Raw genomic sequence first — 23823 nt, 5'->3', positions numbered from 1 at the left:
TAAAAACGGCTTCCCGCGATGGGGAGGCCGTTTTTTTACTGGAGAAAGAAGATGAACGCTTGCTTCATCTTTTGCCATTGCTCGAGCTTTTCGTAATTCAGTTGGACAATCATGACGAAGCCGTTCATGAGGAAGTGGGCGATCATCGGTGCCCATATGCGCTTCGTATGGTGGTAAATGAAAGCGAATACGAAGCCGGGCGCCATATAGATGAGCATATGCTGAAGTTCTCCGTGGACGGCCGCGAATACAATACCGCTTACAATCGCCGCGATCCAGAAATTCGTCTTCGTGTAAATGCCTCCGAATAGGACCCTTCTAAAAATGATCTCTTCCAAGAGCGGTGCGAAGATGACGATCGAAAAGATGATGATCGGCGATAGTTTGGCGACTTCGCTCAGTAAAGCGGTATTTTCAGAGCCTGGCTCGATGCCGAGAGCAATTTCGATGATGCCGGCAATCATTTGCCCAGCCATCGCCATGAAAAATCCTAATACTCCCCATAGGATTGTCATCAAAGGCGTCGCTTTCTTCCCTTTGAAGATATCCCAAAACCGTTTGTTGCGCGTTGTCATGAACAGGATGAGCGGTGCAGCGATCATGTTGGTAATGAACAGCGCCCAGGCGAAGCCGTAAAATGCCGCGTCTTCCTTTTCCATGCCGCCGGTGTTTTGAAAGTAATTGAAGAATCCTTTCGAGACAGAAATGCTTCCGAACTGCATTGCTATGTAAAGAAGTACGATTGAAATAGAGATTTTCCAGTTTTTCATTGCCAACTTCCTTTCTTCTATTGTCCATTTTAGCCTTTCTATGAAGACAAGCAAAGGGAAAAGGATATACCGTTTGAGACTGTCTGTACGCTTAGATAGGAGGCAGTTGCCATTTTATAATATCCTGCCTTGAGGCGAGTATTTTGCTTGCAATTTGTGGGCAACTTTATTATGATTAGAAATGTATTAGCACTCTTGATTGATGAGTGCTAAAAAGAAGATAATTTGTCGAGGAGGTTGTTTCACTTGTTGAAACCATTAGGTGACCGTATCGTAATCGAACTGATCGAAGCAGAAGAAAAGACGTCTAGCGGTATTGTATTACCGGATTCTGCTAAAGAGAAACCGCAAGAAGGAAAAGTTGTAGCGGCAGGTACCGGACGAGTTCTTGAAAACGGCCAGCGTGTTGACCTGGAAGTAAAAGAAGGCGACCGCATCATCTTCTCAAAATATGCTGGAACTGAAGTGAAATATGAAGGCAATGAATATTTGATCCTGCGTGAAAGCGACGTTTTGGCTATCATCGGTTAAGTCGCCCTTATAAATAAGTACACGAAAAAACAGGAGGAATTCATAAATGGCTAAAGAAATCAAATTTAATGAAGACGCGCGCGGCGCAATGCTTCGCGGTGTAGATACATTAGCGGACGCTGTAAAAGTGACGCTTGGACCAAAAGGACGCAACGTCGTTCTTGAAAGAAAATTCGGTTCACCTCTCATCACGAACGACGGTGTGACGATTGCTAAGGAAATCGAGCTTGAAGACGCATTCGAAAACATGGGTGCAAAACTCGTTGCGGAAGTCGCTTCCAAAACGAACGAAATCGCTGGTGACGGTACGACGACTGCAACTGTTCTTGCGCAGGCGATGATCCGTGAAGGCTTGAAAAACGTAACAGCTGGCGCAAACCCTGTCGGTATCCGTAAAGGGATCGAAAAAGCGGTTGCTAAGGCAATTGAAGAGTTGAAAGGCATTTCCGATGAAATCGAAAGCAAGCAGGAAATCGCTCAAGTTGCAGCTATTTCTTCAGGTGATGAAGAAGTCGGCGAATTGATCGCTGAAGCGATGGAGCGCGTAGGCAACGATGGCGTCATCACAATCGAAGAATCAAAAGGCTTCACGACTGAGCTGGATGTTGTGGAAGGTATGCAATTCGACCGTGGCTATGCGTCTGCTTACATGGCGACAGACACGGATAAGATGGAAGCTGTTCTCGATAACCCTTATATCTTGATTACAGATAAGAAGATTTCTAACATCCAAGAAATCCTGCCGGTTCTTGAGCAAGTCGTTCAACAAGGCAAGCCGTTGTTGATGATCGCGGAAGACGTGGAAGGCGAAGCACTTGCAACGCTTGTTGTGAATAAACTTCGTGGTACTTTCAACGCAGTTGCTGTTAAAGCACCTGGATTCGGCGACCGCCGTAAAGCGATGCTTGAAGATATCGCAATCCTTACAGGCGGGGAAGTCATCACGGAAGACCTTGGCCTAGATCTTAAATCCGCTGACATCAATCAGCTTGGACGCGCTGCGAAAGTCGTTGTCACAAAAGACCATACGACAATCGTTGAAGGAAATGGAGATACACAGCAAATCGCTTCACGTGTCGGCCAAATCCGTACGCAACTTGAAGAATCCACTTCCGAGTTCGACAAAGAGAAGCTGCAAGAGCGCCTTGCGAAACTTGCTGGCGGCGTAGCGGTCATCAAAGTCGGAGCGGCAACTGAAACAGAATTGAAAGAGCGCAAACTTCGCATCGAAGACGCATTGAACTCAACGCGTGCGGCTGTTGAAGAAGGAATCGTATCCGGCGGCGGTACAGCGCTTGTGAACGTCTATTCAAAAGTTGAAACACTTCTTGAAAGCACAGAAGGCGATGTCGCAACAGGCGTGAAAATCGTTCTTCGTGCACTTGAAGAGCCAGTTCGCCAAATCGCGAACAACGCAGGCCTTGAAGGCTCCATCGTTGTTGACCGCTTGAAACGCGAAGAAGTCGGCATCGGCTTCAACGCAGCGAACGGCGAATGGGTCAACATGATGCAAGCAGGAATCGTGGACCCGACAAAAGTTACTCGTTCTGCACTTCAAAATGCAGCATCCGTGGCGGCAATGCTCCTATCTACAGAAGCAGTCGTTGCAGATATCCCAGAACCAGCTGGAATGGGCGGCGGCATGCCTGACATGGGCGGAATGGGCGGCATGATGTAATAAAAACATCCCTCGTGTTTTAGAGTTTGAAAAAGGAACATGAGACCATATTTGATTTATAGAAACAATCCGACTTTTACCTAGGTTTTAGTAAAGGTCGGATTGTTTTTCTTATTCATATAAAGAAGAATTTAAGTAATCTAATGCTGTTTCATGGCAAGGTAAGCCTGGCGTTAGGAAGCAAGAACATGAAGAGTGCCCAGAAACGACTTAGCTTAACACACTTTCAATCATCAAAAAAAATGAATGTTTTAAAAGATGGTCATATTAGGGAATTGATCAATTCTCCTCAAGAATCTTAAAGGTATTTTCAGTAACCAAAGAAATCAAAGAACATACTAGGTTAATTTGAAACAAACTACTTTTTCACAATCTCTTTAGATTTTGCTAAAGAGAACATGAAAATTTTATTTTTAAGGGGGCACTCAAATTTACCCACTGTACAAAATAATAATCTTTTATTAGTTATATTAGTATTAATTTTAAAAACATTGATAATAGTTTAAAGTTAATGTATAATAATCTCAATTAGCAATATTAGATCGATCTAAAAAGTTATTACTAGATCGATCTAAATACAATCATTCGCTTTAAGTTAAACTTCAATATCTTGATGGTGTTATGTACACTACTATATTGAAGTGCTGCTTTAATACAAAGAAGGAGATGGTTTTACTTACATTTAAGGATTTATGCATACAGGAAACTGTAAGCGTTGTCAGATGAAGTAGACACAAGAGTTAATAATATGAATTGCTAAATGTTAGTTATAAATGAAAGGGTTTATTTTGATGGGAGTGTTACAGGTGAAAACATATATATTAACAATGGATAAAATAAACTTTGTTTTGAAGATTCTTCTCGGGACCTTTTTAGCAGTGTCATTAATTGTGTTAACGTGGCAAATAATTGCCCGTTCTATATTTAATGAGCCACTTAGTTGGTCATCTGAATTATTGAGATATCTATTAGTCTGGATCACATTTTTAGGAGCAGGTTTAGCTATTAGGTATTCAAAGTTAATCCGTCTCGAGTTTTTATTTTCAATGATAAAATTCCCTCGAAAAGTTGAAAAAGGGATTAGGGGAATAGCAATGATGATAACAATGATTTTTTGTGTCATTATTTTGATGTACAGTATTCAGTTACTAGAAATTGTGCATATGCAAAAATCAGTAGCCTTGCACATACCAATGTCTATTCCTTATTTAGCGATTCCCTTAGGTACTCTAGTTATGTTGTTCAATACATTGGTAGCCTGGATCGAGGGTGAATGGGATACCAATGGGGGGGAACAAGTGTAATGGGTTCAGTTATATTATTTGTTTCATTTCTTGCGTTTTTAATTTTAAGCGTTCCTGTAGCAGTCTCCGTCGGATTATCATCAGCAATCATGGTTTTTGAAGATGGCACTCCGCCAACTGTTGTAATCCAAAGACTTTTTACAACAATGGATTCTTTTACATTGTTAGCGGTCCCCTTTTTTATTCTAGCGGGATCTCTAATGGAAAAAGGAGGTATGTCAAAAAGGTTAGTTAGTTTGGCATATTCTATCGTAGGAGCAAGAACAGGTGGATTAGGTATGGTTGCTGTTTTAGCCTGTATGTTTTTTGCTTCGATTTCAGGTTCAGGTGTTGCAACTGTAGCAGCCGTTGGGGCAATCATGATACCTTCGATGGTTGCAAAGGGATATGATAAAGGTTTTGCAGCTTCAACCATAGCTGCATCTGGTGAATTAGGTGTTATTCTTCCACCAAGTATACCGCTCATATTATATGGCGTTGCCGCGGGCGTCTCCATTAAGGATTTGTTTTTTGCTGGAATATTCCCTGGAATTATGATCGGAATTTCCTTTATGATACTTGTTTTCTTTGTATCAAAAGTGAAAAACTATTCAGGAGAAAGAGCATATTCTTGGAAAGATAAAATTGTTTCGTTAAAAGACTCAATTTTGGCAATTATTATGCCGGTAATAATATTAGGTGGGATTTATAGTGGTTTCTTTACACCAACAGAATCGGCCGCAATTGCTTGTGTGTATGCATTAATAGTCGGTTTGTTCATTTATAAAGAGCTTAAATGGAAGGATCTCCCGAAAATCTTCTATAGCTCTGCTTTAACAAGTTCGGTTATATTAGTCATAATTGCAAATGCAGGTCTATTTGGATGGGTTCTTACAAGTGAAGGAGTTCCGCAGACTGTGGCTAATTGGTTTGGTGGTGTTTCTAACAATCCAATTGTTTTCCTGCTTATGATTAATTTACTGTTATTTGTTGTTGGTATGTTTTTTGATTCTGGAGCAGCTATTCTTATCTTAGCACCAATTTTGGTACCAGTTGCGATCTCTTATGGTATCGATCCAGTACACTTTGGAATTGTTATGATTGTTAACCTAGCAATGGGCATGATTACACCACCATTTGGTGTCAATCTATTTATGGTAAGTCAAGTAGCGAATATTAGAATGGAACGATTATTAAAATATACAACTCTATTTGTGCTCGTAATGATAGGAAATATAATTGTTTTAAGTTATATACCGTCAATTTCAATGTGGTTGCCTGAGTTGTTCACTAATTAAATAATAGAAAACACCTATAAGTTTGTCATGTTTTTAACTAGATGTTTTTCCGTTTTGGAGAAGATTATGAGTCTGTGATTTTCCATATAATTCTTGGGAGCATTATAAGCAGTAGATTGAATGGTTGAAAAAGATTTTCTGGTAATATTTATCCGGCGAATCTTTTGATAATAAAGTGTATATGGAGGGAGGTTATTTATACTAAATTAGATCGTTAGAAAGGAAGTAATGGGTGGAAAGCGCAATAATTTTGCATATTCAACACGTGGGAATACAAGGGGGATCATCTTACTAAAGTAAGAGATTAAGTTGTTGCATAAAATAACTTATTTAGAAATGGGGAGACTTAACAATGAAAAAAGTAGTGAATTTATTATTTCTATTTTGTTTAGCGTTGGTTTTGGTGGCTTGTTCACAAGAAGTCGATAGCGCAACGGACACAAGCAAAAGCAATCAAAACAACAAGAAGTCTGGCGAAACTAAGATAATGAAATTTGGATCTATTAATACTAGTGATAGATCGATCACATTAGCAATGAATAAATTTGCTGAACAAGTTGAAAAAGAAACAAACGGAGGAATTAAAGTAGAAGTTTTCCCGGACAGTCAATTAGGTGGGGAAAGGGATAACTTTGAGGGACTTCAATTGGGTTCTCTACAAGCCTCAATTATATCGACAGCAGTAGCTTCATCATTTTCTCCTGATTTAGGTATTTTAGACCTACCGTTTCTATTTAAAGACAATCAGACTGCCTATGATGTACTTGACGGAGAAATTGGTGAAAAATTACTAGATCAGTTAACGGAACAAGGTGTTATTGGGATGAATTTTTGGGAAAATGGTTACAGATATTTAACAACCAGCACAAAAGAAGTTAGAAGTCCAGATGATTTAAAAGGTCTGAAAATAAGAACGATGGAAAGCCCAATCCATCTTGATATGTGGAAAGAGTTGGGTGCTCAGCCTACTCCAATGGCCTTCCCTGAATTGTTTTCAGCTTTACAACAAGGAATTGTAGATGGCCAGGAAAACCCTTACGTGGTTTCTGCAACAAATCGGTTTTATGAGGTACAAGACTATTTAACAGTAACTCAGCATGTATATGGTGCCAACATGTTTTTAATTAGTGAAAAGTTCTGGGATACACTTTCCGATGAAGAAAAGGAGATCATTACCAAAGCTGGAGAAGAGGCAAAGGAATATCAGCGGGTAGTAGAACAAGAACAAGCTGGGGAGTTTTTAGCTTTATTGAAAGAGAAAGGCATGAAAATTACAGAGCTCACTGAAGATGAAAAACAAGCATTTAAAGACAAAGTACAGCCGATTTACGAAAAATACTCCAAGTTAATTGGGGAAGAACTAGTAAATGAATTAATTAAGGCAGCAAATTAAAAATCCTCTTAACATGGCAGTTGCTTTGACCTCATATTGAGCATAACATTTTTAACTGAAGAATATCCTAATTCATTTAAAAAGTATGTAAAAAAGTAAGGGTATAAATATCAGTTATTTGTACCCTTCTTTATTTCGTTTTTTGTCAAGGTCTCAAAGTACATAGATAAAAAAGAGGCTGTCTTAGGAATGCATAAGACAACCACTATTACTATTAATCTCGCACAATTAGCTCCGGTTGTACAATGATTTTTTGTTGCTCTTCGGTTTTGTCTGTCAGGCGTCCGTGAAGAAGTTCAGCTGCTTTTTTTCCGATTAATTTAGCAAAAGACGATACAGTTGTCAAAGGAGGATGAAAGATCTCAGACTCGGGAGTATTATCGAAACCTACAAGATCGAAGACTTTCCCTGGGGTTATTCCAGCTTTTCTTAATCCGTAATTAATACCAAAGGCGGTTAAGTCATTGAAACAAAAGATTGCAGTAGGCCTCTCAGGTTCAGGAATTTGAAGAATTTTTTTGATAGCTTCCATTCCACCTTCTTGTGTCGGAGCGCCTGGCATAATGATTGATTGATCAATATCTATATTACTCTCTTGGAGGGCTAAACTGTATCCTTCCATTCGTTGTTTCCACGTAGATGCTTCAGAACGTCCGCCTATAAAAGCGATTCGTTTATGCCCTTTCTTGAGCAAGTGATTTACAGCCATTTGTGCCCCAGACTTATAATCAATTCCGACGTAGTCACAAGTCATTTCGGGGAGTTCTCTCATTGCAAGAACAACGGGGATATCTAAAGCGCTTATACGTGTAACTGTCTCCTCTCCGCTGCTTGAAACAGGACATAAGATTATTCCGCCTACTCGGTGTTCAAGCATCGTTGACAAGAGTTTCTCTTGCTTATCAAGCACATCAAAAGTTGTGCCTAATAAAACAGTAAATCCATACTTCTCTAATTCTTGGTTAACACCTATTAATAGTTCCGAGTAAAAAGTATTTGCTACATCCGTAATAATGATGCCTATTGTGGAAGAGCTTTGAGAGCGTAAATTAGCAGCAATACGATCGTACACATAGCCGAGTTCCTTCATGGAGGTGAGTACTTTTTCTCTAGTGGCATGGGAGATGCTGGGACTATTGCGAACGACAAGTGAAGCAGTTGCTCGTGAAACACCGGAGTGTTTTGCAACATCTTGTAAAGTAACACGACGTCTTTTTTGCGATTCCATTTTCTCACTCCATATACTGATTATTAATGATAGATATAAAAACGATATGCTATTTAAAATGATAGTACAGAAAATCAAGAATAGCAAAACTTCTAGGGAATTGATGGGGACAATCTAAAGGGTGAGCCAATATGTATGACTAGCAGTGCGAGGCAATGTAATTAGGTTGCTTAAATAGAATGGGGGGAATTGTAATGAAAAACTTCGGACCACTGACTGATGTCAGTGTTTTAGATATTTCGACGATGATCGCTGCTCCATTTGGAGCTACACTACTTGCAGATCTAGGGGCAAACGTTACGAAGGTTGAACTACCGAACAAAGGAGATACCTTACGTACGGTCGGCCCGTGGAAAAATGAAGAATCACTAAGATGGCCGGGACTCGCCCGAAATAAGAAGTCTATAACGTTGGACATTCGTTCTGCAGAGGGAAAAGAAATTTTTAAAAAACTAATTAGCAAGACGGATATTTTGATTGAAAACTTCCGGCCAGGCACACTTGAAAAATGGGGACTTGGTTATGAGGAATTAAAAATAGTAAATCCTCAATTAATACTAGTACGTATTTCTGGGTTTGGACAAACGGGGCCATATAGTTCAAGGGCAGGGTTCGGTACACCAGGCACTGCTTTCAGTGGCCATACGTACATTCAAGGATATCCAGATCGTCCACCGGTTAGCCCATCCTACTCTTTGCTTGATTATATTACAGGTGTTTACACGGCATTTGCAGCTGTGAGTGCTCTGTACCATCGTGATACTGCTGAGGAGGATACAGAAGGGCAAGTAGTCGAAATGGGTCTGTATGAATCACTTTTTCGGATGCTAGAGTTTTTAATAGCAGAATATGACCAGACAGGGAAAGTGAGAGGAAGAAGTCCAGGCCTTGCTGGACACTCAAGTCCTGCCGGCACGTATGAAACGAAAGACGGAAAATACGTTGTCCTTGTTTGTAGCACAGATCCCACGTTTGACAGGCTTGCGGAAGCAATGGAAAGAACAGATATGCTTACAGACGACCGTTACTCTAAGAACTCAGAACGCTTGAAAAATGATGATGAAGTTCAGGAGATTGTATCTAACTGGATTCGAGAATTTACGCTAAAAGATTTGCAAGAGAAGCTCGATTCATTCGGTGTACCTGTTAGTCCGATATTGAGTATTGCTGATATTTTCGAAGATGCCCATTATAAAGCACGAGAAAATATTGTAGAAGTCGAACATCCGCGACTTGGAAAAGTGAAAGTACCTGGCATTGTTCCGAAGTTCTCCAAAACACCAGGAGCAATTCGTTATCGAGCGCCTGAACTAGGAGAGCATAATGAAGAAATCTTAGGCGGACAACTAGGACTGTCTACAGAAGAATTAGCTTCACTAAAAGAGAAGGGGGTTATTTAAATGCCTGAATTAGTATTGCCATCGAAAGTAACGATTTGTGAGGTGGCGCCGCGTGATGGATTTCAAGCTGAAACGAATTGGATTCCAACAGAAGAGAAAATAAGGATTATCCGGGCTCTAGCTGATACGGGGGTACAATCGATGGAGATTACATCTTTTGTACATCCTAAAGCAATCCCGCAATTAAAAGATGCGGAAGAAGTTGTTCGGGGAACAGAAGATCTGACGAACCTAAAGTTCCGTGCACTCGTTCCGAACGTAAAAGGTGCAGAGCGGGCGATTAATGCAGGTATAACAAAATTAAAGCTTATGCTATCAGCTACGGATTCACACAGTCTATCAAATGCCAATAGCCTAGTTGAAAAAGTGCAAAATGGTTTTGAACCAATTATTGAAATGGCGACAAAAAGTAACGTAACGGTAGGTGGTTCCATTTCCGTTGCGTTCGGTTGTCCATATGAAGGCAAAGTATCTTTAGAGCGAATTATAGATATAGTAGATCGATATAAAGGAATGGGAATTGAAGAAGTATCACTCGCTGATACAACAGGTATGGCAAATCCTATACAGGTATATCATTTCCTTGGCAAATTGAAGGCAGAGTTCCCAAATACAGTATTTTCGATGCACCTGCACAATACAAGAGGCATGGCACTAGCAAACGCTTTCGCTGCACTTCAACAGGGGGTTACTCTATTTGACAGTTCTATCGCTGGACTCGGTGGTTGTCCATATGCGCCTGGTGCTAGCGGCAACATAGCTACAGAAGATCTTGTGCATGCCTTTGAGGAAATGGGTATCAGTACGGGAATGGACCTTGACCGGTTAGTTTCAACGGCTAAAGAAGTTAAAAGAAGTATTGGACATGACGGAGGGAGTTATATGCTGCAAGCTGGTCCGTGTTCGGCGTTAAGTCCAGAACCAAAAGCGCAGGAAAAAATAGATATATAGAAGTACCGACAAATGAAGCTTCCTAATTACAAGGCAGAAAAAACACCTTCACGTTGTCTGATAAGGTTATCCAAACCCGTTTTGAACGAAAGGTGCTTTTGTTTGACTCATTTATAAGTCATGTGAATAGCTTGTTTATTAGTAAAGCGAAAAAAATGCTAATTGTCATATGGAAAATTGCAAATGGCAAATTCCATTTCACTATCTTAAGAGGATTGATTCGTAATAAGTTGGCTAATATAGACACAGACATATTAAACGGACTATACATTACCGTTGAAAGACTACATGTAATTAGCACAATGGCAAGTGAAATAGAAGCTCCTTCTGAAAGAATAGGTGACAGTAATTGGGCAAGCAAAGTAATCGATACAAGTGGATGAAAACCTATCAAGGATGTAACTAAGAAATAAAAACCAATCATGAAATATAACAGAAGTGTTCGGTCTGACAAAGCACTAAACCATACTTGTAAAAAAGATAGGACACCAGAATCAGAAAGCATATCTACAAACAGCCCTGCACTTAAAAACATAAAGAAGAAATTGCCGAGTCCGTTTGTCCGCTCCTTCCAGTGTGGGATCGTAAATGTAATATATCTTTTCAGCTTTTTTATGAAAAATGCCCATACAAAAGATAATGGAATAATCGTTAATACTACTGCTAGTAAGAACCCTTTGTCTAAAAAATGTTGAAGTGCAGAAGTAATAGAAACGAGAATAAGTAACATGCTAATCATTTCTATTAGTTTTCTGCTTACTTTTGATAGAGGTGGTAGGTGTGCATGATCTCCTATTTGTAGTTTAATTTGACGAAACTTGAAATATGATAATGTCCAGTTAACTCCGATGATCAGAATGACAAGGGAGACGAGAGGTAGGAAAACTTGATAGTAGTGGATGCCTGTCATATCTAGTGATGTAATGACCATAACTTCCAATGGACTCCACATGAGGCAGAGGGCATAGCCTCGCAATAAACTTTGCGTTAAAAACTTATTAGACATTTCAGTAGACAAGGACTTTAACGTACGATCGAGAGAGCTCCGCAATAGCGGTATTGTCGCTATATTTAAAAATAGCCCTAGCATATGAGTGACTGAAAAACTTCTCCAATACAAAATATCGAGCCTGTCAGCTCCGCGTTGAAGTAATAGATTTAGATTTGTATCATACTGTCCAATGCGAATAATGGAGTTTAAAAAAGGTAAGACGAGAAAAAGTGCCAACATCCCTAGCATCGAATCAAAATAAAGCAGAAAATCAAGCAATGAATTATCTGTCAATAAAAATAAAATGACACCGGTAGCTAAGAAAAATAGCCCGAAATAAAAGTATAGACCAGTAGCGTATTTAATAGATACGCATATAGCTACAATAGCAATTGCGCCAGTTAAATAATTAATGACTTGTAAGTTCGTAAAGGTAGAGAGTAAATAAAGAGCAATGACTAGAGTATAAATCCATATTCTCATTAATTAATACAACTCCTTAGATCGATCTAATAAACCGAATACTAGCATATCTTTATTTTTCAGTCTATTGTTTTATTTCAATTTAAAAATATTGCACTATTTTAAAGAGTTATGTAATATAGTAGGTAACACTTCCATAGGTGTTTTATTTTAAACTTTTAGTTAGATCGATCTAATAATGTTAAGTTTTAAAGTATGAATAGGAAGGTGAGATCCATGACGGGAAAAGTCCAAGGGCGAACAATAATTAAAAAGGCAAAGTCGTTTGTGAATGGTACGTGGTTAGCAGATGGAAAAGAAATGCTACTAGTGAAAAACCCATATACGGGCGAAGTGATCGGTGAACAATATTTAGCGACACTGGAAGATGTAGATAGGGCACTTCAAACTGCATTCCAATCAAAAAAAGAAATTGATGAAATTCCTGCCTACAAACGGGCATCTATTTTAAAAAGAGCAGCTGATCTTCTCGAAGAAAAGAAAATGTCGTTTGCTAGACTCATATCAATGGAGCTAGGAAAACCACTGAAAAATACATTAGATGAAGTAGCCCGATCTATTGAAACATTGCAATTGTCTGGTGAGGAAGCGAAACGTTTAACAGGCGAAAGTATCCCTGGAGATGCTTCAGAAAGGGGTACAGGTGCGATTGCAACGACGTTCCGTATTCCAGTTGGTGTAGTTGCTGCAATTACACCTTTTAATGCGCCGCTTAATCTTGTATGTCATAAAATAGGTCCTGCTTTTGCTGCTGGAAACACTGTTATATTAAAGCCGGCCCCGCAGACAACACTTATAGCTACTGCCTTGTTGGAACTTTTCCACGAAGCAGGAATGCCTCAAAATGCAATAAATATGGTTCTTGGTGGTGTTGAAATCGGGCAGGCAATAGTAAAAGATGATCGGGTAAATGTCATCTCATTTACCGGGGGAACGGTTGCAGCGCGTAATATTACTGCACTCGCCGGGATGAAAAAAGTCTTGCTAGAACTTGGCGGTAATGCAGCAACAATTATTCATGATGATGCGAACCTTGCTCGCGCAGCATTATTGTGTGCAAGAACAGGTTTTAGCAACTCCGGTCAGAGCTGTATTTCTGTACAACGTATTTATGTTCATCAAGCAGTTGTATCAGAGTTTAAAGAATTACTCAAAACTGAAGTTGAAAAATTAAAAGTTGGGGACCCACTTTTACCGGATACGGATATTGGAACACTTGTCGATGAAAATGCAGCAGATCGGATTATGAATTGGATCGATCTATCCGTTGAATCGGGTACAGAACTTGTCACAGGCGGAAAGAAAAATGGCGCAAATGTACAGCCGACTATTTTGTTTAACCCACCGAAAACAGCGAATGTTGTTTGCCAAGAAGTGTTCGGTCCAATCGTAAGTATCTTGCCGTATGAAGATATTGAAGAAGCTATTGCGGAAGCGAATGATTCTGATTTTGGATTACAGGCGGGTATTTTTACAAATCAGCTTGATCTCGCCTACAAAGCAGCAAAAACACTGGAAGTCGGTGGTGTTGTCATTAACGGAACATCCAACTATCGACTCGATCACTGGCCATACGGCGGCGTGAAAAATAGTGGAATTGGTCGAGAAGGTCCACGCTTTGCGATTGAAGAAATGACAGAAACAAAAATGATTGTTCTTCAATTGCCGTACTGATTGGGAAGTAAATGTTTAAGGACATACAATATATCGTTGCCGTGCACTGTATATAAGATTAGTGTGCGATGACGGAAATAATAAGGGAGATCAGATCATGAAAAAAACAATAGCTCGTCAATTAGTAGAATATCTCGAGGATCGTGGAGTTCAACATATCTTTGGTCTATGCGGACATACAAATATTGCAGTTTTATCTGAACTTGAGAAGAGTACAATTAAATTCATTAACGTGCGCCATGAGCAAATTGCAACACATGCAGCTGATGGTTATGCACGTGCGAAAAAAGAAACGGCTGTAGTTCTAAGTCATTTGGGACCAGGACTTACAAATGCAACTACAGGCGTAGCGAATGCAGCACTTGACTGCATTCCAATGGTTGTTATCGCAGGTGATATTCCAAGTCATTACTATGGAAAACATCCACATCAGGAAGTAAATATGCACGCTGATGCAACCCAATATGAGATTTTTCGACCATTTGTGAAACGAGCTTGGCGCGTGGATAGCGATCACCTTTTCCCAGAAATATTAGAAAAGGCGTTTCAACTAGCTGAAAGTGGTACACCTGGGCCAGTACTAATATCAGTTCCAATGGATATATTCTCGAAAGAAATCGACACGAAATTATTTGAGAGACAAAAACATCATACAAAATCCATTCAAAAACCATCACTTGATGATGAAACGGCTGAGAGAATAATTTCTACTTTATTACAGGCGAGAAACCCAATCGTTTATGCAGGAGGTGGTATTTTACTTGCAGATGCGGCAGAAGAACTGGCTGAATTTGTGAACCACTTTGATTTCCCTGTGGCGCACACGATTATGGGGAAGGGTGCAGTTGCGGATGATAATCCACTAGTACTCGGAATGACTGGTTTCTGGGGGACTCAATTTATTAATGATAAATGCAGAGAAGCAGATTACATTCTAGGCCTTGGTACACGGTTTGCAGAAGCAGACAGTAGCTCTTGGGAAAATGAATATACGTTTAACTTTCCGACAACTAAACTAATTCAAATAGATATTGAAGCAAGTGAAATTGGTCGCAACTATCCAGTTGAAATTGGTGCAGTTGCCGATTTAAAACAAGCATTGAAAGTCTTAAACCGTGTGGCGAAGAGGGTCGTTCCCGAAGGTCGTCGTAATGAAGTATTGAAACAGGAAATTAGAATGAATAAACAAGAATTTAAGGAGAGCAACAAAGCATTTGTTGAAGACACATGCTTTCCAATGCAACCACAACGTATATTGGCAGATGTACGTGACGTATTGCCTCGTGATGCGTTTATCACAACAGACGTTGGATGGAATAAAAATGGTGTTGGACAACAATTCGATGTTTTGGAGCCAGGTACTATTCTCACACCGGGAGGGTTCGCAACAATGGGCTTTGGTGCCCCCGCAGCACTCGGCGTGAAAATCGCGTATCCAGATCGTGTTGTTGTTTCACTTGTAGGGGATGGTGGATTTGGTCAAAATCCTGCACTTCTAGCGACAGCAGCTGAAGAGAATATCCCAGTTATATGGGTTATCATGAACAACTTTGCGTATGGAACAATCGCCGGTCTTCAAAAAGCACATTTTGATACAACGCTTGGTACATTGTTCAAAAGAGATGGCGAACCCTATTCGCCTGACTTTGCAGCAATTGCACGTGCATATGGCGTTGAGGGAATTAAAATTGAGAGTGCGGAAGAATTCAAACCAGCTCTTGAACAGGCGATTAAAGCTAATAAGCCAGTCGTCATTGATGTCGCAATGTTAAACAACCCAGTGCCGACAGCAGGGCATTGGAACATCATGGATATTTACTCGCCAGGAAAAGCAGTCCATCACGTAGCCACACATTAATTTTATTCATAATCGGTTGAAGGAAGGAAAAATACGAAGACGCATTGAACTCAACGCGTGCGGCTGTTGAAGAAGGAATCGTATCCGGCGGCGGTACAGCGCTTGTGAACGTCTATTCAAAAGTTGAAACACTTCTTGAAAGCACAGAAGGCGATGTCGCAACAGGCGTGAAAATCGTTCTTCGTGCACTTGAAGAGCCAGTTCGCCAAATCGCGAACAACGCAGGCCTTGAAGGCTCCATCGTTGTTGACCGCTTGAAACGCGAAGAAGTCGGCATCGGCTTCAACGCAGCGAACGGCGAGTGGGTCAACATGATGCAAGCCGGTATCGTGGACCCGACAAAAGTTACTCGTTCTGCACTTCAAAATGCAGCATCCGTGGCGGCAATGCTCCTATCTACAGAAGCAGTCGTTGCAGATATCCCAGAACCAGCTGGAATGGGCGGCGGCATGCCTGACATGGGCGGTATGGGCGGTATGATGTAATCACTTCACAGGCTATTTTGTGAAGCTGTCTCATTCATAATTAGTTAGTATAGGAATAACCACTTCTCAGAAAATTGGAGAGGTGGTTATTTTTTTGATTATGAAATTTGCATATCAAGATTTCTTAGCTGACAACTCGTAGAGTTAAGTTACATAAAGAAGATGGTTTGTGATAACATATATATGAATCTTTTAACTTTAGAAAATATGAAAGGAAGTGTAATAATCAGATATGAAGAAGATATTGAAACCATTGATTAGTGTTATTGCCATTGGTGCCCTCTCTCTATCTTTAAATATAGATGAAAATGTATTAGCTAATAATATTGCAAATACATGTGAGTATGATTCGGCATCGAAAGTAAATCCTGATTATTCCACAATGAACTGTTTGTTAACAGAAACAGCACTGAGTTACGATGTTCCTCCTGAAATTGTGAAGGCAATAGCGGAAGGTGAAAGCGGAAATTGGCGTCATTTTGATTCGAACGGTGAAGCGATTGTAACAGCTGATAATGGAATTGGCATTATGCAGATTACAAATCAGGCTGGCTACAATCAAGATCGCCTAAAGAGCGATATCCTCTACAATATTCAAGCTGGTGTAGAGATTCTAGATGCGATGTTTAAGCGAAAGGATTTGCCTAGCATCAACGGTGGGGAAAGAGATGTACTGGAACATTGGTACTTCGCTATCATGGCTTATAACGGTACGAAGCCAGTTAATAGTCCAATTTTCCAAGCAACTGGTGAAAGAAATGCAACTGCCTATCAAGAAAGAATTCTCCGGATTATTGAGAAGTTGGGATTGATAGACTTAACAGAGCTGCCTTTTTCAAGCGAACATTTTCAATATGACTCTAACAGCACAGAAAATATTAAATTTTCAACGATGAACTATGATTTTAGTTTACCATTAACAAAATCAAAGCATTTTTTTGAAAGAAATCAAAAAGTTAGTGCTACAAATAATCCAACATTCAGGTCAAGACCAACTACGGGTAGTGATACTTCAATCAGTACGTTAAGTAAGGGCGAAATTGTTACCATAACGGGACCATTTGTATATGATGAAGTATCAACAAAGAAAAACCATTTTGTTTGGTATCCTGTGAAAAGAAGTGACGGGACAGAGGGGTATGTAGCATCAAGTTACTTAACCGACTCAGCTTCAACGCCAACACCAACGCCAACACCAACACCAACACCTCCAGTGGACTACTCAGCTTACGCTAAGAAGTTTGCAGACTTCAGGATAGATTGGTGGACAGATGATATGATTTGGGCAATCGACAAGGGTTTAATACAAGGTGACAGAACAGTGTGGAATTCAAAAACAAAGAAAGCCGAAACGCATCTAAAACCAAACAGTCAATTAACTGAATACCACTTCCTGACAATCTTTTTCCGTTACGCTGAAAAAGATGAATTGGCTAATGTAAAACCTACATCATCTTGGAGTAGAAGTGGCATATACAACATGGCGAAAAAGTATGAAATGCCGGTACTAGCAAATGAAAGTTCGAAAGCTTCTAGAGCTAAAGCGGAGATAGGCATTAAACGTGGTAAATTGGCACAACTAATGGCGTCTTACCACTATGGGGAAACAGTAAGTGAAGAGACAGCGATTCAATTTTTCATAGATAATGGGCTTACTACAATGACTTCAAGCGTTGAGTATAAACCTGACCAAATTTTAACGCGTGCTCATATTTCAGCGTTTATTCAGAGATATGAATCGTTCCTATCTAAGCAAAAATAATTGAACTTAGATACGCTTTACCAAATAAAAAGAAGCTTCCCAGACCTGTGGGGAGCTTCTTTTTCATTCGATTCATTAATCTGGAATTTTCTCATAAGCCATCTTTAAGATGACGTCTTCATATTGAGGATATTTCAGTAAAAGCTCTTCCTGTGTAAACAACTCAAAGTCCTTGTACTCAAAACCAGGCGAAACCATACATCCGACTAAAGAGAAAGTATCCGGATCCATCACTGATGATCCGAAAATAGTGTTTTTTGGAACTAACGCCTGTGGGACTTCTCCTTTATCCAAATTCAATCCTAATTTAATTTCTTTATACTCCCCATTTTCCTCAATCACATGAATGGTTAGAGGACTTCCCGCATGATAATACCATACTTCATCCGATTTCAAACGATGGAAATGGGAGATGTCTTTCGAAGTTAAGAGAAAGTAAATACTCGTATATAGCATGCGTTTCCCCTCGAAATTCATCGTTACTTCCTGATCGGAAATCGTTTCGGTCGAATGGAATGATTGTTTATAATAACCGCCCTCTCGATGTGGAGTTAATCCAAGGTTGGATATGAAAAATTGTGCATTATGGCTATTCACTTTTAACTACCTCCAATTGTTATTCTGACAATACCAATTTACTACTTCATTGCTACCTCTACTCTGAAGCATTCTCTAATTGTACAAATTCAGTTGGCTAGTTGCAAACATTTAAAACATTAAGAAGGCGAATATTACCTATACTTTTGGCTGATAATTCTAGTCGTTCGCACAATTAGCGAACGATATAACGTTTTTTAAATTAATCATTCGGTTTTTTATTGACACCTTGATTTTCAGGTGTTATTATTGGGTAGTAAAAATTGAATAATATTCTCGTATAATATTGGGGATAGGCCCAAAAGTTTCTACCAAGCTGCCGTAAATAGCTTGACTACGAGGTAGTATATATAACGATAGAGATAAATGACTTATTTATTTCTATTGTCTACCTTCCTGAAGTCAAGCACCGGTATCTACACGGTGCTTTTTTAATTTTTACAAGACAATACACCACAGGGAGGATCATTCAAATGACGAACAGCACAAAGAAAATAGCAATGGTATTATTCCTTGCTTTCATGACTGTTGTTATGGCCGCGTGCGGAAATAACACGGCTAATAAAAAAGAAGACAAGGCGGGAACTGATGGTGAAGGCTTGAAAATTGCCATCGTAACAAGTCCTTCTGGTGTTGATGATGGCAGCTTCAATGAAGATAACTATAACGGTATTTTGAACTTTATTAAAAACAATCCAACAGCAACAGTAAAGTCTGTTAAAGAGCCAACAGGCGATCCAGCAGCTGCTGTACAAGCAGTTGCCGATATCGTGGCGGATTATGATGTAATTGTTACACCTGGTTTCCAATTTGCTGGGGTTTCCAGCATCGCTGTAGAAAATCCGGATAAGATCTTTATCATGAATGACACTGAGCCAGCTCCTGTAGATGGCCAAACTGATTTCGACAATATTTATGCAATGAATTTCGCCGAGCAAGAGAGTGGTTTCTTTGCAGGAATGGCTGCAGCACTTGAAACGAAGACAAACAAAGTAGCGGTTGTAAATGGGATCGCTTATCCTTCGAATGTAAACTATCAATTCGGTTTTGAATCAGGCGTAAATTACGCGAACAAGGTTTATGGAAAAAATGTTGAACTTGTTGAACTATCTGGTTATGCAGGAACTGATGTAACGGGTGCTAATGTTGGCGGTAACTACGCAGGATCCTTTGCGGATGAAGCGACTGGTAAAGTAATCGGCAATGCATTGATTAAACAAGGTGCTGATATTATTTTCGTTGCTGCAGGCGGCACTGGTAATGGTGTCTTCACAGCAGTTAAGGAAGCGAAGGGCGACGTGAAAGTAGTTGGGGTGGATGTTGACCAATATGATGACGGTGCAACTGGCTCTAAAAATATCGTGTTAACATCCGGCGTGAAATTCATGGCGATGAATATTGAAAAGGCATTGAATTCTGTTGCTGATGGATCCTTTACAGGCGGAAATGTAGTTCTTCATGCAGATACAGATTCCACAGGTTTTATTAAAGAAGAAGGTCGTCATCAATTATCTGAGGATACGCTAAGCAAATTGAATGAGGCGTATGAGTTAGTGAAAGATGGCACAATCGTACCTGCATCCAATTTTAATGAACATACTCCAGAAAAGTTTCCAGGACTATAAAAGTAAGTAAAGACACAATGACAATAGAAGTTTATCAGTTCCCTACTAAATGTTTAGGGAATGATGAACTTCTATTATTTTTCCGATTTCCGAGGGAGGAGAATGAATGATGTCTGATTATATCGTTGAAATGAAACATATTACGAAACGTTTCCCTGGAATCGTAGCAAATGATGACGTATCCATTGGCATTAAGAAAGGTGAAATTTTTGCCTTGCTTGGTGAAAATGGAGCAGGAAAATCAACATTGATGAGTATTCTGTGCGGGATGTACGAACCCGATGAAGGAGAAATCTATATTCGGGGAGAGAAGGTACAAATCAGTTCGCCGAACCATGCGGCTAACCTTAACATCGGAATGGTCCATCAGCATTTTAAGCTAGTGGAGGATTATACGATTACAGAGAATATCATTTTAGGGGTTGAGCCCATCAGCAAATTTGCCGGTCTCTTTCCATATGTCGGTATTCGAAATGCCAATCGTAAAATTGAAGAACTGTCCAAGAACTTTGGTTTAGAAGTGGATCCTACGAAAAGAATCGCCGATCTAACAGTATCCATGCAACAACGTGTTGAAATTTTAAAAGTACTTTACCGTGAAGCTGAAATCCTTATTTTTGATGAACCAACGGCAGTCCTAACGCCACAAGAAATTGATTTTCTCCTCGGTATTATCGAAGGTCTCCGAAACAGTGGAAAAACAATCATCCTCATCACACATAAGTTAGAAGAGATTAAGAAAGTGGCCGACCGATGTGCCGTATTGAACAAAGGTAAATTGATTGATGTGTTGGATGTGAAGACAACATCGACGAATCTTATGGCTCAATTAATGATCGGTAGGGAAGTAAGCTTTGAATCTGAAAAAGCACCTGCTCAATTTAAAGAAGAAGTATTGAAAGTAGAACAGTTAACCGTGAAAAATGAGGACGGATTTGAAGTAGTCAAAGACGTTTCCTTTACGATACGCAGTGGCGAAATATTCGCGATTGCAGGGGTCGCAGATAATGGCCAAGTTGAAATAGCGGATGCCATTGCCGGTTTAGTAAAGGCGAGCGGCGGAAATATCTTCCTCAATGGACAGGACATTACGAATGACAGTATACGAAACAGAACTGAATCCGGAATCTCGTATGTACCTGAAGATCGTCAACGATTTGGACTGTTTTTGGATTTTGATGTAGCGACGAATTTAGCTTCAAAGCAGTATTACAAAGAGCCGTTTTCGAATAAAGGAATTCTGAATAAACAGGAATTCGACCAATTTGGCAGTCAGTTGATTGATAAATATGATATTCGAAGTGGACAAGGGATTAAGACGCAAGTTCGTTCGATGAGTGGCGGCAACCAGCAAAAAGCAATAATTGCCCGTGAGATCGAATTGCAATCGCCGCTAATGATTTTCGTTCAGCCAACACGGGGAGTAGATATTGGTGCAATCGAAAACATTCATAAGATGATCATCGAACAACGCGATCAAGGAAAAGCGATCTTACTTGTTTCGTTAGAGCTGGACGAAATTATGAATGTAGCGGATACAATCGGTGTTATCTATAATGGCCAATTTCAAAAGATCGCAAGCAGTGAATCATTAACGACGAATGAAGTCGGCGAATATATGATGGGGGCAAAGCATGAGTAAGGATAAAAAGAAAACAAGTCTACGTTATCGTCTGATTTGGCCACTAAGAAATGAAAAATGGCAACCAATCAGCATTCCGGTTGCCTCTATACTAGTCAGTTTCATAGCTGCGGCGATTATCATCCTTTTGCTCGGCAAAAATCCGTTCCAAGCATTTTACAACTTGTTCCAAGGAGCGGGAATCTTGCCGAAGCCAACGTACGCCGGCTACAAGAGCATGCTGACCGACTTTTTGCAATTGCTGAACGCCATGACGCCAATGGTATTTGCCAGTCTAGCGGTGGCCGTTGCCCTTAGAGCAGGACTATTCAACATTGGGGTTTCCGGTCAAATGCTCGCCTCCGGGTTTTTAGCGACCATTATTGTTGGTTACAGTGGGTTAGATGCTTTTATTGCAAAACCGCTTGTATTACTTGTCGGAATGGTTGCCGGCGGCTTGATGGGCGGATTAGTCGGGTGGCTAAAATATAAATTCAACATCCATGAAGTCGTAACTACGATTATGCTGAATTACATTTCCCAATACGTTATCAGCTTCTTTATTCATATGTATTATATTGACCCGATTTCAAGACAGTCTAAATATATTACGGAAGCAGCGCGATTGACGTTAGTTAATGTTGAAATCGCAAACATGAAAATGAATATTCCATTGGGCTTTATTTTGGCCATCGCAATCGCGGTTTTCATCAAGTTTCTGATGGATAAAACAGTCGTTGGTTTTGAAATTAAAGCAGTAGGATCCAACCGGAATGCGGCGAAGTATACAGGAATAAAGGTCGGAAGCAATACGGTCTTAGCCATGGTCATTTCAGGCGGATTGGCTGGTCTTGCAGGTGTGACGTATTATTTAGGCTATTTTGGTTCCATACAGCCAAAAGTGTTAACAAATATCGGTTTTGACTCCATTGCGGTGGCACTATTAGGAAACGCTCATCCAGTCGGGATTATTTTTTCATCCTTCTTAATATCAATTATTGACCAAGGAAGCACGTATATGAGTTCACAGGCTGGCATCAGACAAGAAATTGCTTCTGTGATCATCGGGTTAATCTTATTGTTTAGTGCATGTAGTGCGTACGTGAAATATAAAGTCAGCCGCTTGAAGGATAAAGAAGTGGATCGAAAGGACAGTGAATCATAAATGGATACGATTATTATTGATGGATTATCCTTTGCTCTGCCACTTTTTATCATGGCAATAGGCGGTATTTATAGTGAGAAAAGCGGAATTACCAACTTAGCGCTTGAAGGTTTTCAAGGGTTCGGTGCATTCATCGGAGCCATGTCAGCTGTTTTGATCGCAAATGCTTCAGGAGCAGCTATTGAGGATATGTTCTACGTGGCGTTACTGTTTGCGATGATTGGCGGAATGGGCTTTTCCATTATTCATGCTGTACTAAGTATTAAATTTAAGGCAAATCAAGTCATCAGCGGTGTCGTCATTAATATTTTGGCGTTAGCGCTAACGACATTCTTAACAACACAGATCAATGCCCTCGTATTCGGAGCGGCTTCGGACAAGTTCCGATTAGGTGTATCGGAGCGATTTACGATTGACGGTTTAGCCAATATACCTGTGATTGGTGCGGTATTTACGAATGTGTATCCGTTCCAAGTAATCATCATTGTGATTGCCATTTTTGCTTGGTATGTATTATATAAAACAAAGTTTGGATTGCGTCTACGAGCGAGTGGGGAAAATCCTCAATCCGTTGATGCAGCAGGTGTAAGTGTATCGAAAATACGGTTTTCTGCGGTCCTTATATCAGGACTGTTATCAGGTCTAGCCGGCATGTGTTTTGCCTATTCCATTTCAGCCCAATTTTCTTCAGGTATTTATATGGGATATGGATTCTTGGCGATTGCAGCTTTAATCTTTGGCAACTGGAGGATTCTCCCTACTTTAGGAGCCTGTCTGTTATTTGGCTTTGCTAAATCGGGTGGCATGTTTATTGCTCAGTCGATGGCATTACCAAGTAGCTTCACAGATTTATTCATGATTTTACCGTATGTAGTAACGTTATTGTTATTGATCTTTTTCTCTAAATCAAATCGAGCTCCAAGAGCGTTGGGCGAAATTTATGATAAAGGGAAGAGATAATCCACTTTCCAAATTAGCTTTATCAAATATGAAGAAGCTTCTCTTTAGTCATATTGACTTTTGAGGAGCT

General features: G+C 40.0%; 18 protein-coding genes, 1 pseudogene and 1 riboswitch. Of the genes and pseudogenes, 15 read left to right on the top strand and 4 right to left on the bottom strand.

The genetic code is table 11. The features are described 5' to 3' along the window. Positions 1-35 precede the first annotated feature (35 nt). Positions 36-770 (bottom strand): CPBP family intramembrane glutamic endopeptidase, encoded by a 735-nt coding sequence (locus tag M3191_RS15315; protein ID WP_251701245.1) that lies wholly within the window; start codon positions 768-770, stop codon positions 36-38. A 246-nt stretch (positions 771-1016) separates the two neighbouring features. Between M3191_RS15315 and groES the strand changes: the two genes are divergently transcribed. The 5 genes from groES to M3191_RS15290 all read left to right on the top strand — a co-directional run bounded on the left by groES (position 1017) and on the right by M3191_RS15290 (position 6953). Next, positions 1017-1301: a co-chaperone GroES gene (groES, locus tag M3191_RS15310; RefSeq protein WP_147059641.1), complete on the top strand. Its 285-nt coding sequence runs from the start codon at positions 1017-1019 to the stop codon at positions 1299-1301. Between the two features lie 46 nt (positions 1302-1347). Next, positions 1348-2979: a chaperonin GroEL gene (groL, locus tag M3191_RS15305; RefSeq protein ID WP_251701244.1), complete on the top strand. Its 1632-nt coding sequence runs from the start codon at positions 1348-1350 to the stop codon at positions 2977-2979. Positions 2980-3785: 806 nt separating this feature from the next. After that, positions 3786-4283, top strand: a complete 498-nt coding sequence (locus M3191_RS15300; RefSeq protein WP_251701243.1) for a TRAP transporter small permease — start codon at positions 3786-3788, stop codon at positions 4281-4283. Next, on the top strand, positions 4283-5560 hold the full coding sequence (locus M3191_RS15295; protein WP_251701242.1) for a TRAP transporter large permease: 1278 nt from the start codon (positions 4283-4285) through the stop codon (positions 5558-5560). Before M3191_RS15300 ends, M3191_RS15295 begins: the two co-directional genes overlap by 1 nt. Positions 5561-5912: 352 nt before the next feature. Further along, complete coding sequence (locus M3191_RS15290) at positions 5913-6953, top strand: TRAP transporter substrate-binding protein (protein WP_251701241.1); 1041 nt, start codon at positions 5913-5915, stop codon at positions 6951-6953. Between the two features lie 214 nt (positions 6954-7167). On the opposite strand, the gene M3191_RS15285 is transcribed toward M3191_RS15290, so the two are convergent. Beyond that, positions 7168-8181, bottom strand: a complete 1014-nt coding sequence (locus M3191_RS15285) for a LacI family DNA-binding transcriptional regulator (protein ID WP_251701240.1) — start codon at positions 8179-8181, stop codon at positions 7168-7170. A 188-nt stretch (positions 8182-8369) separates the two neighbouring features. Between M3191_RS15285 and M3191_RS15280 the strand changes: the two genes are divergently transcribed. Both M3191_RS15280 and M3191_RS15275 read left to right on the top strand, forming a co-directional pair. Next, complete coding sequence (locus M3191_RS15280) at positions 8370-9581, top strand: CaiB/BaiF CoA transferase family protein (protein WP_251701256.1); 1212 nt, start codon at positions 8370-8372, stop codon at positions 9579-9581. Continuing rightward, positions 9582-10532, top strand: coding sequence for a hydroxymethylglutaryl-CoA lyase (locus M3191_RS15275; protein WP_251701239.1), 951 nt, complete (start codon positions 9582-9584; stop codon positions 10530-10532). It abuts the gene before it with no gap. A gap of 118 nt (positions 10533-10650) precedes the next feature. Here M3191_RS15275 and M3191_RS15270 read toward each other — a convergent pair whose 3' ends face one another. Continuing rightward, the gene (locus M3191_RS15270) at positions 10651-12006 is read right to left on the bottom strand and encodes a hypothetical protein (RefSeq protein ID WP_251701238.1); all 1356 of its coding nucleotides are present in this window, start codon (positions 12004-12006) and stop codon (positions 10651-10653) included. 216 nt (positions 12007-12222) lie between these two features. Here M3191_RS15270 and M3191_RS15265 point away from each other — a divergent pair, with 216 nt between their 5' ends. The 4 genes and pseudogenes from M3191_RS15265 (at position 12223) to M3191_RS15250 (ending at position 17785) form a co-directional block, all read left to right on the top strand. Next, positions 12223-13680: an aldehyde dehydrogenase family protein gene (locus M3191_RS15265; protein ID WP_251701237.1), complete on the top strand. Its 1458-nt coding sequence runs from the start codon at positions 12223-12225 to the stop codon at positions 13678-13680. Between the two features lie 97 nt (positions 13681-13777). Beyond that, a complete protein-coding gene (locus tag M3191_RS15260) occupies positions 13778-15538 on the top strand; it encodes a thiamine pyrophosphate-binding protein (protein ID WP_251701236.1) in 1761 nt (586 codons plus the stop codon). 20 nt (positions 15539-15558) lie between these two features. Next, positions 15559-16023, top strand: a pseudogene (locus tag M3191_RS15255) (TCP-1/cpn60 chaperonin family protein); the annotation flags it as partial. A gap of 232 nt (positions 16024-16255) precedes the next feature. Next, positions 16256-17785, top strand: a complete 1530-nt coding sequence (locus M3191_RS15250; RefSeq protein ID WP_251701235.1) for an SH3 domain-containing protein — start codon at positions 16256-16258, stop codon at positions 17783-17785. Positions 17786-17860: 75 nt separating this feature from the next. On the opposite strand, the gene M3191_RS15245 is transcribed toward M3191_RS15250, so the two are convergent. Continuing rightward, positions 17861-18382 carry a cupin domain-containing protein gene (locus M3191_RS15245; protein WP_251701234.1) on the bottom strand — a complete coding sequence of 174 codons (522 nt, stop codon included), beginning with the start codon at positions 18380-18382 and terminating at the stop codon, positions 17861-17863. A gap of 256 nt (positions 18383-18638) precedes the next feature. Continuing rightward, a riboswitch (purine riboswitch) is annotated at positions 18639-18739 on the top strand. Between the two features lie 116 nt (positions 18740-18855). Between M3191_RS15245 and M3191_RS15240 the strand changes: the two genes are divergently transcribed. The 4 genes from M3191_RS15240 (at position 18856) to M3191_RS15225 (ending at position 23753) form a co-directional block, all read left to right on the top strand. Beyond that, positions 18856-20007 (top strand): BMP family lipoprotein, encoded by a 1152-nt coding sequence (locus tag M3191_RS15240; RefSeq protein ID WP_251701233.1) that lies wholly within the window; start codon positions 18856-18858, stop codon positions 20005-20007. 109 nt (positions 20008-20116) lie between these two features. Beyond that, positions 20117-21649: an ABC transporter ATP-binding protein gene (locus M3191_RS15235; protein WP_435368171.1), complete on the top strand. Its 1533-nt coding sequence runs from the start codon at positions 20117-20119 to the stop codon at positions 21647-21649. Continuing rightward, on the top strand, positions 21642-22793 hold the full coding sequence (locus M3191_RS15230; RefSeq protein ID WP_251701231.1) for an ABC transporter permease: 1152 nt from the start codon (positions 21642-21644) through the stop codon (positions 22791-22793). The genes M3191_RS15235 and M3191_RS15230 overlap by 8 nt, the downstream gene beginning before the upstream one ends. Further along, entirely contained in the window at positions 22794-23753 is a 960-nt protein-coding gene (locus M3191_RS15225) for an ABC transporter permease (protein WP_251701230.1), read from the top strand. The last annotated feature ends 70 nt before the right edge of the window (positions 23754-23823 follow it).

Source organism: Sporosarcina luteola (assembly GCF_023715535.1).
In the GTDB taxonomy this organism is placed as follows: Bacteria; Bacillota; Bacilli; order Bacillales_A; family Planococcaceae; genus Sporosarcina; species Sporosarcina luteola_B.
The sequence above is the reverse complement of the archived record's forward strand: the minus strand, read 5'-3'. Positions and strand labels throughout refer to the sequence as shown.

Excerpts from the sequence above, each read along its gene's own strand:
- M3191_RS15315 (WP_251701245.1), bottom strand. The coding sequence starts at position 770 with ATGAAAAACTGGAAAATCTCTATTTCAATCGTACTTCTTTACATAGCA.
- M3191_RS15230 (WP_251701231.1), top strand. The coding sequence starts at position 21,642 with ATGAGTAAGGATAAAAAGAAAACAAGTCTACGTTATCGTCTGATTTGG.
- M3191_RS15265 (WP_251701237.1), top strand. The coding sequence starts at position 12,223 with ATGACGGGAAAAGTCCAAGGGCGAACAATAATTAAAAAGGCAAAGTCG.
- M3191_RS15270 (WP_251701238.1), bottom strand. The coding sequence starts at position 12,006 with ATGAGAATATGGATTTATACTCTAGTCATTGCTCTTTATTTACTCTCT.
- groL (WP_251701244.1), top strand. The coding sequence starts at position 1,348 with ATGGCTAAAGAAATCAAATTTAATGAAGACGCGCGCGGCGCAATGCTT.
- M3191_RS15285 (WP_251701240.1), bottom strand. The coding sequence starts at position 8,181 with ATGGAATCGCAAAAAAGACGTCGTGTTACTTTACAAGATGTTGCAAAA.
- M3191_RS15290 (WP_251701241.1), top strand. The coding sequence starts at position 5,913 with ATGAAAAAAGTAGTGAATTTATTATTTCTATTTTGTTTAGCGTTGGTT.
- M3191_RS15225 (WP_251701230.1), top strand. The coding sequence starts at position 22,794 with ATGGATACGATTATTATTGATGGATTATCCTTTGCTCTGCCACTTTTT.
- M3191_RS15295 (WP_251701242.1), top strand. The coding sequence starts at position 4,283 with ATGGGTTCAGTTATATTATTTGTTTCATTTCTTGCGTTTTTAATTTTA.
- M3191_RS15260 (WP_251701236.1), top strand. The coding sequence starts at position 13,778 with ATGAAAAAAACAATAGCTCGTCAATTAGTAGAATATCTCGAGGATCGT.
- M3191_RS15240 (WP_251701233.1), top strand. The coding sequence starts at position 18,856 with ATGACGAACAGCACAAAGAAAATAGCAATGGTATTATTCCTTGCTTTC.
- M3191_RS15275 (WP_251701239.1), top strand. The coding sequence starts at position 9,582 with ATGCCTGAATTAGTATTGCCATCGAAAGTAACGATTTGTGAGGTGGCG.
- M3191_RS15250 (WP_251701235.1), top strand. The coding sequence starts at position 16,256 with ATGAAGAAGATATTGAAACCATTGATTAGTGTTATTGCCATTGGTGCC.
- M3191_RS15235 (WP_435368171.1), top strand. The coding sequence starts at position 20,117 with ATGTCTGATTATATCGTTGAAATGAAACATATTACGAAACGTTTCCCT.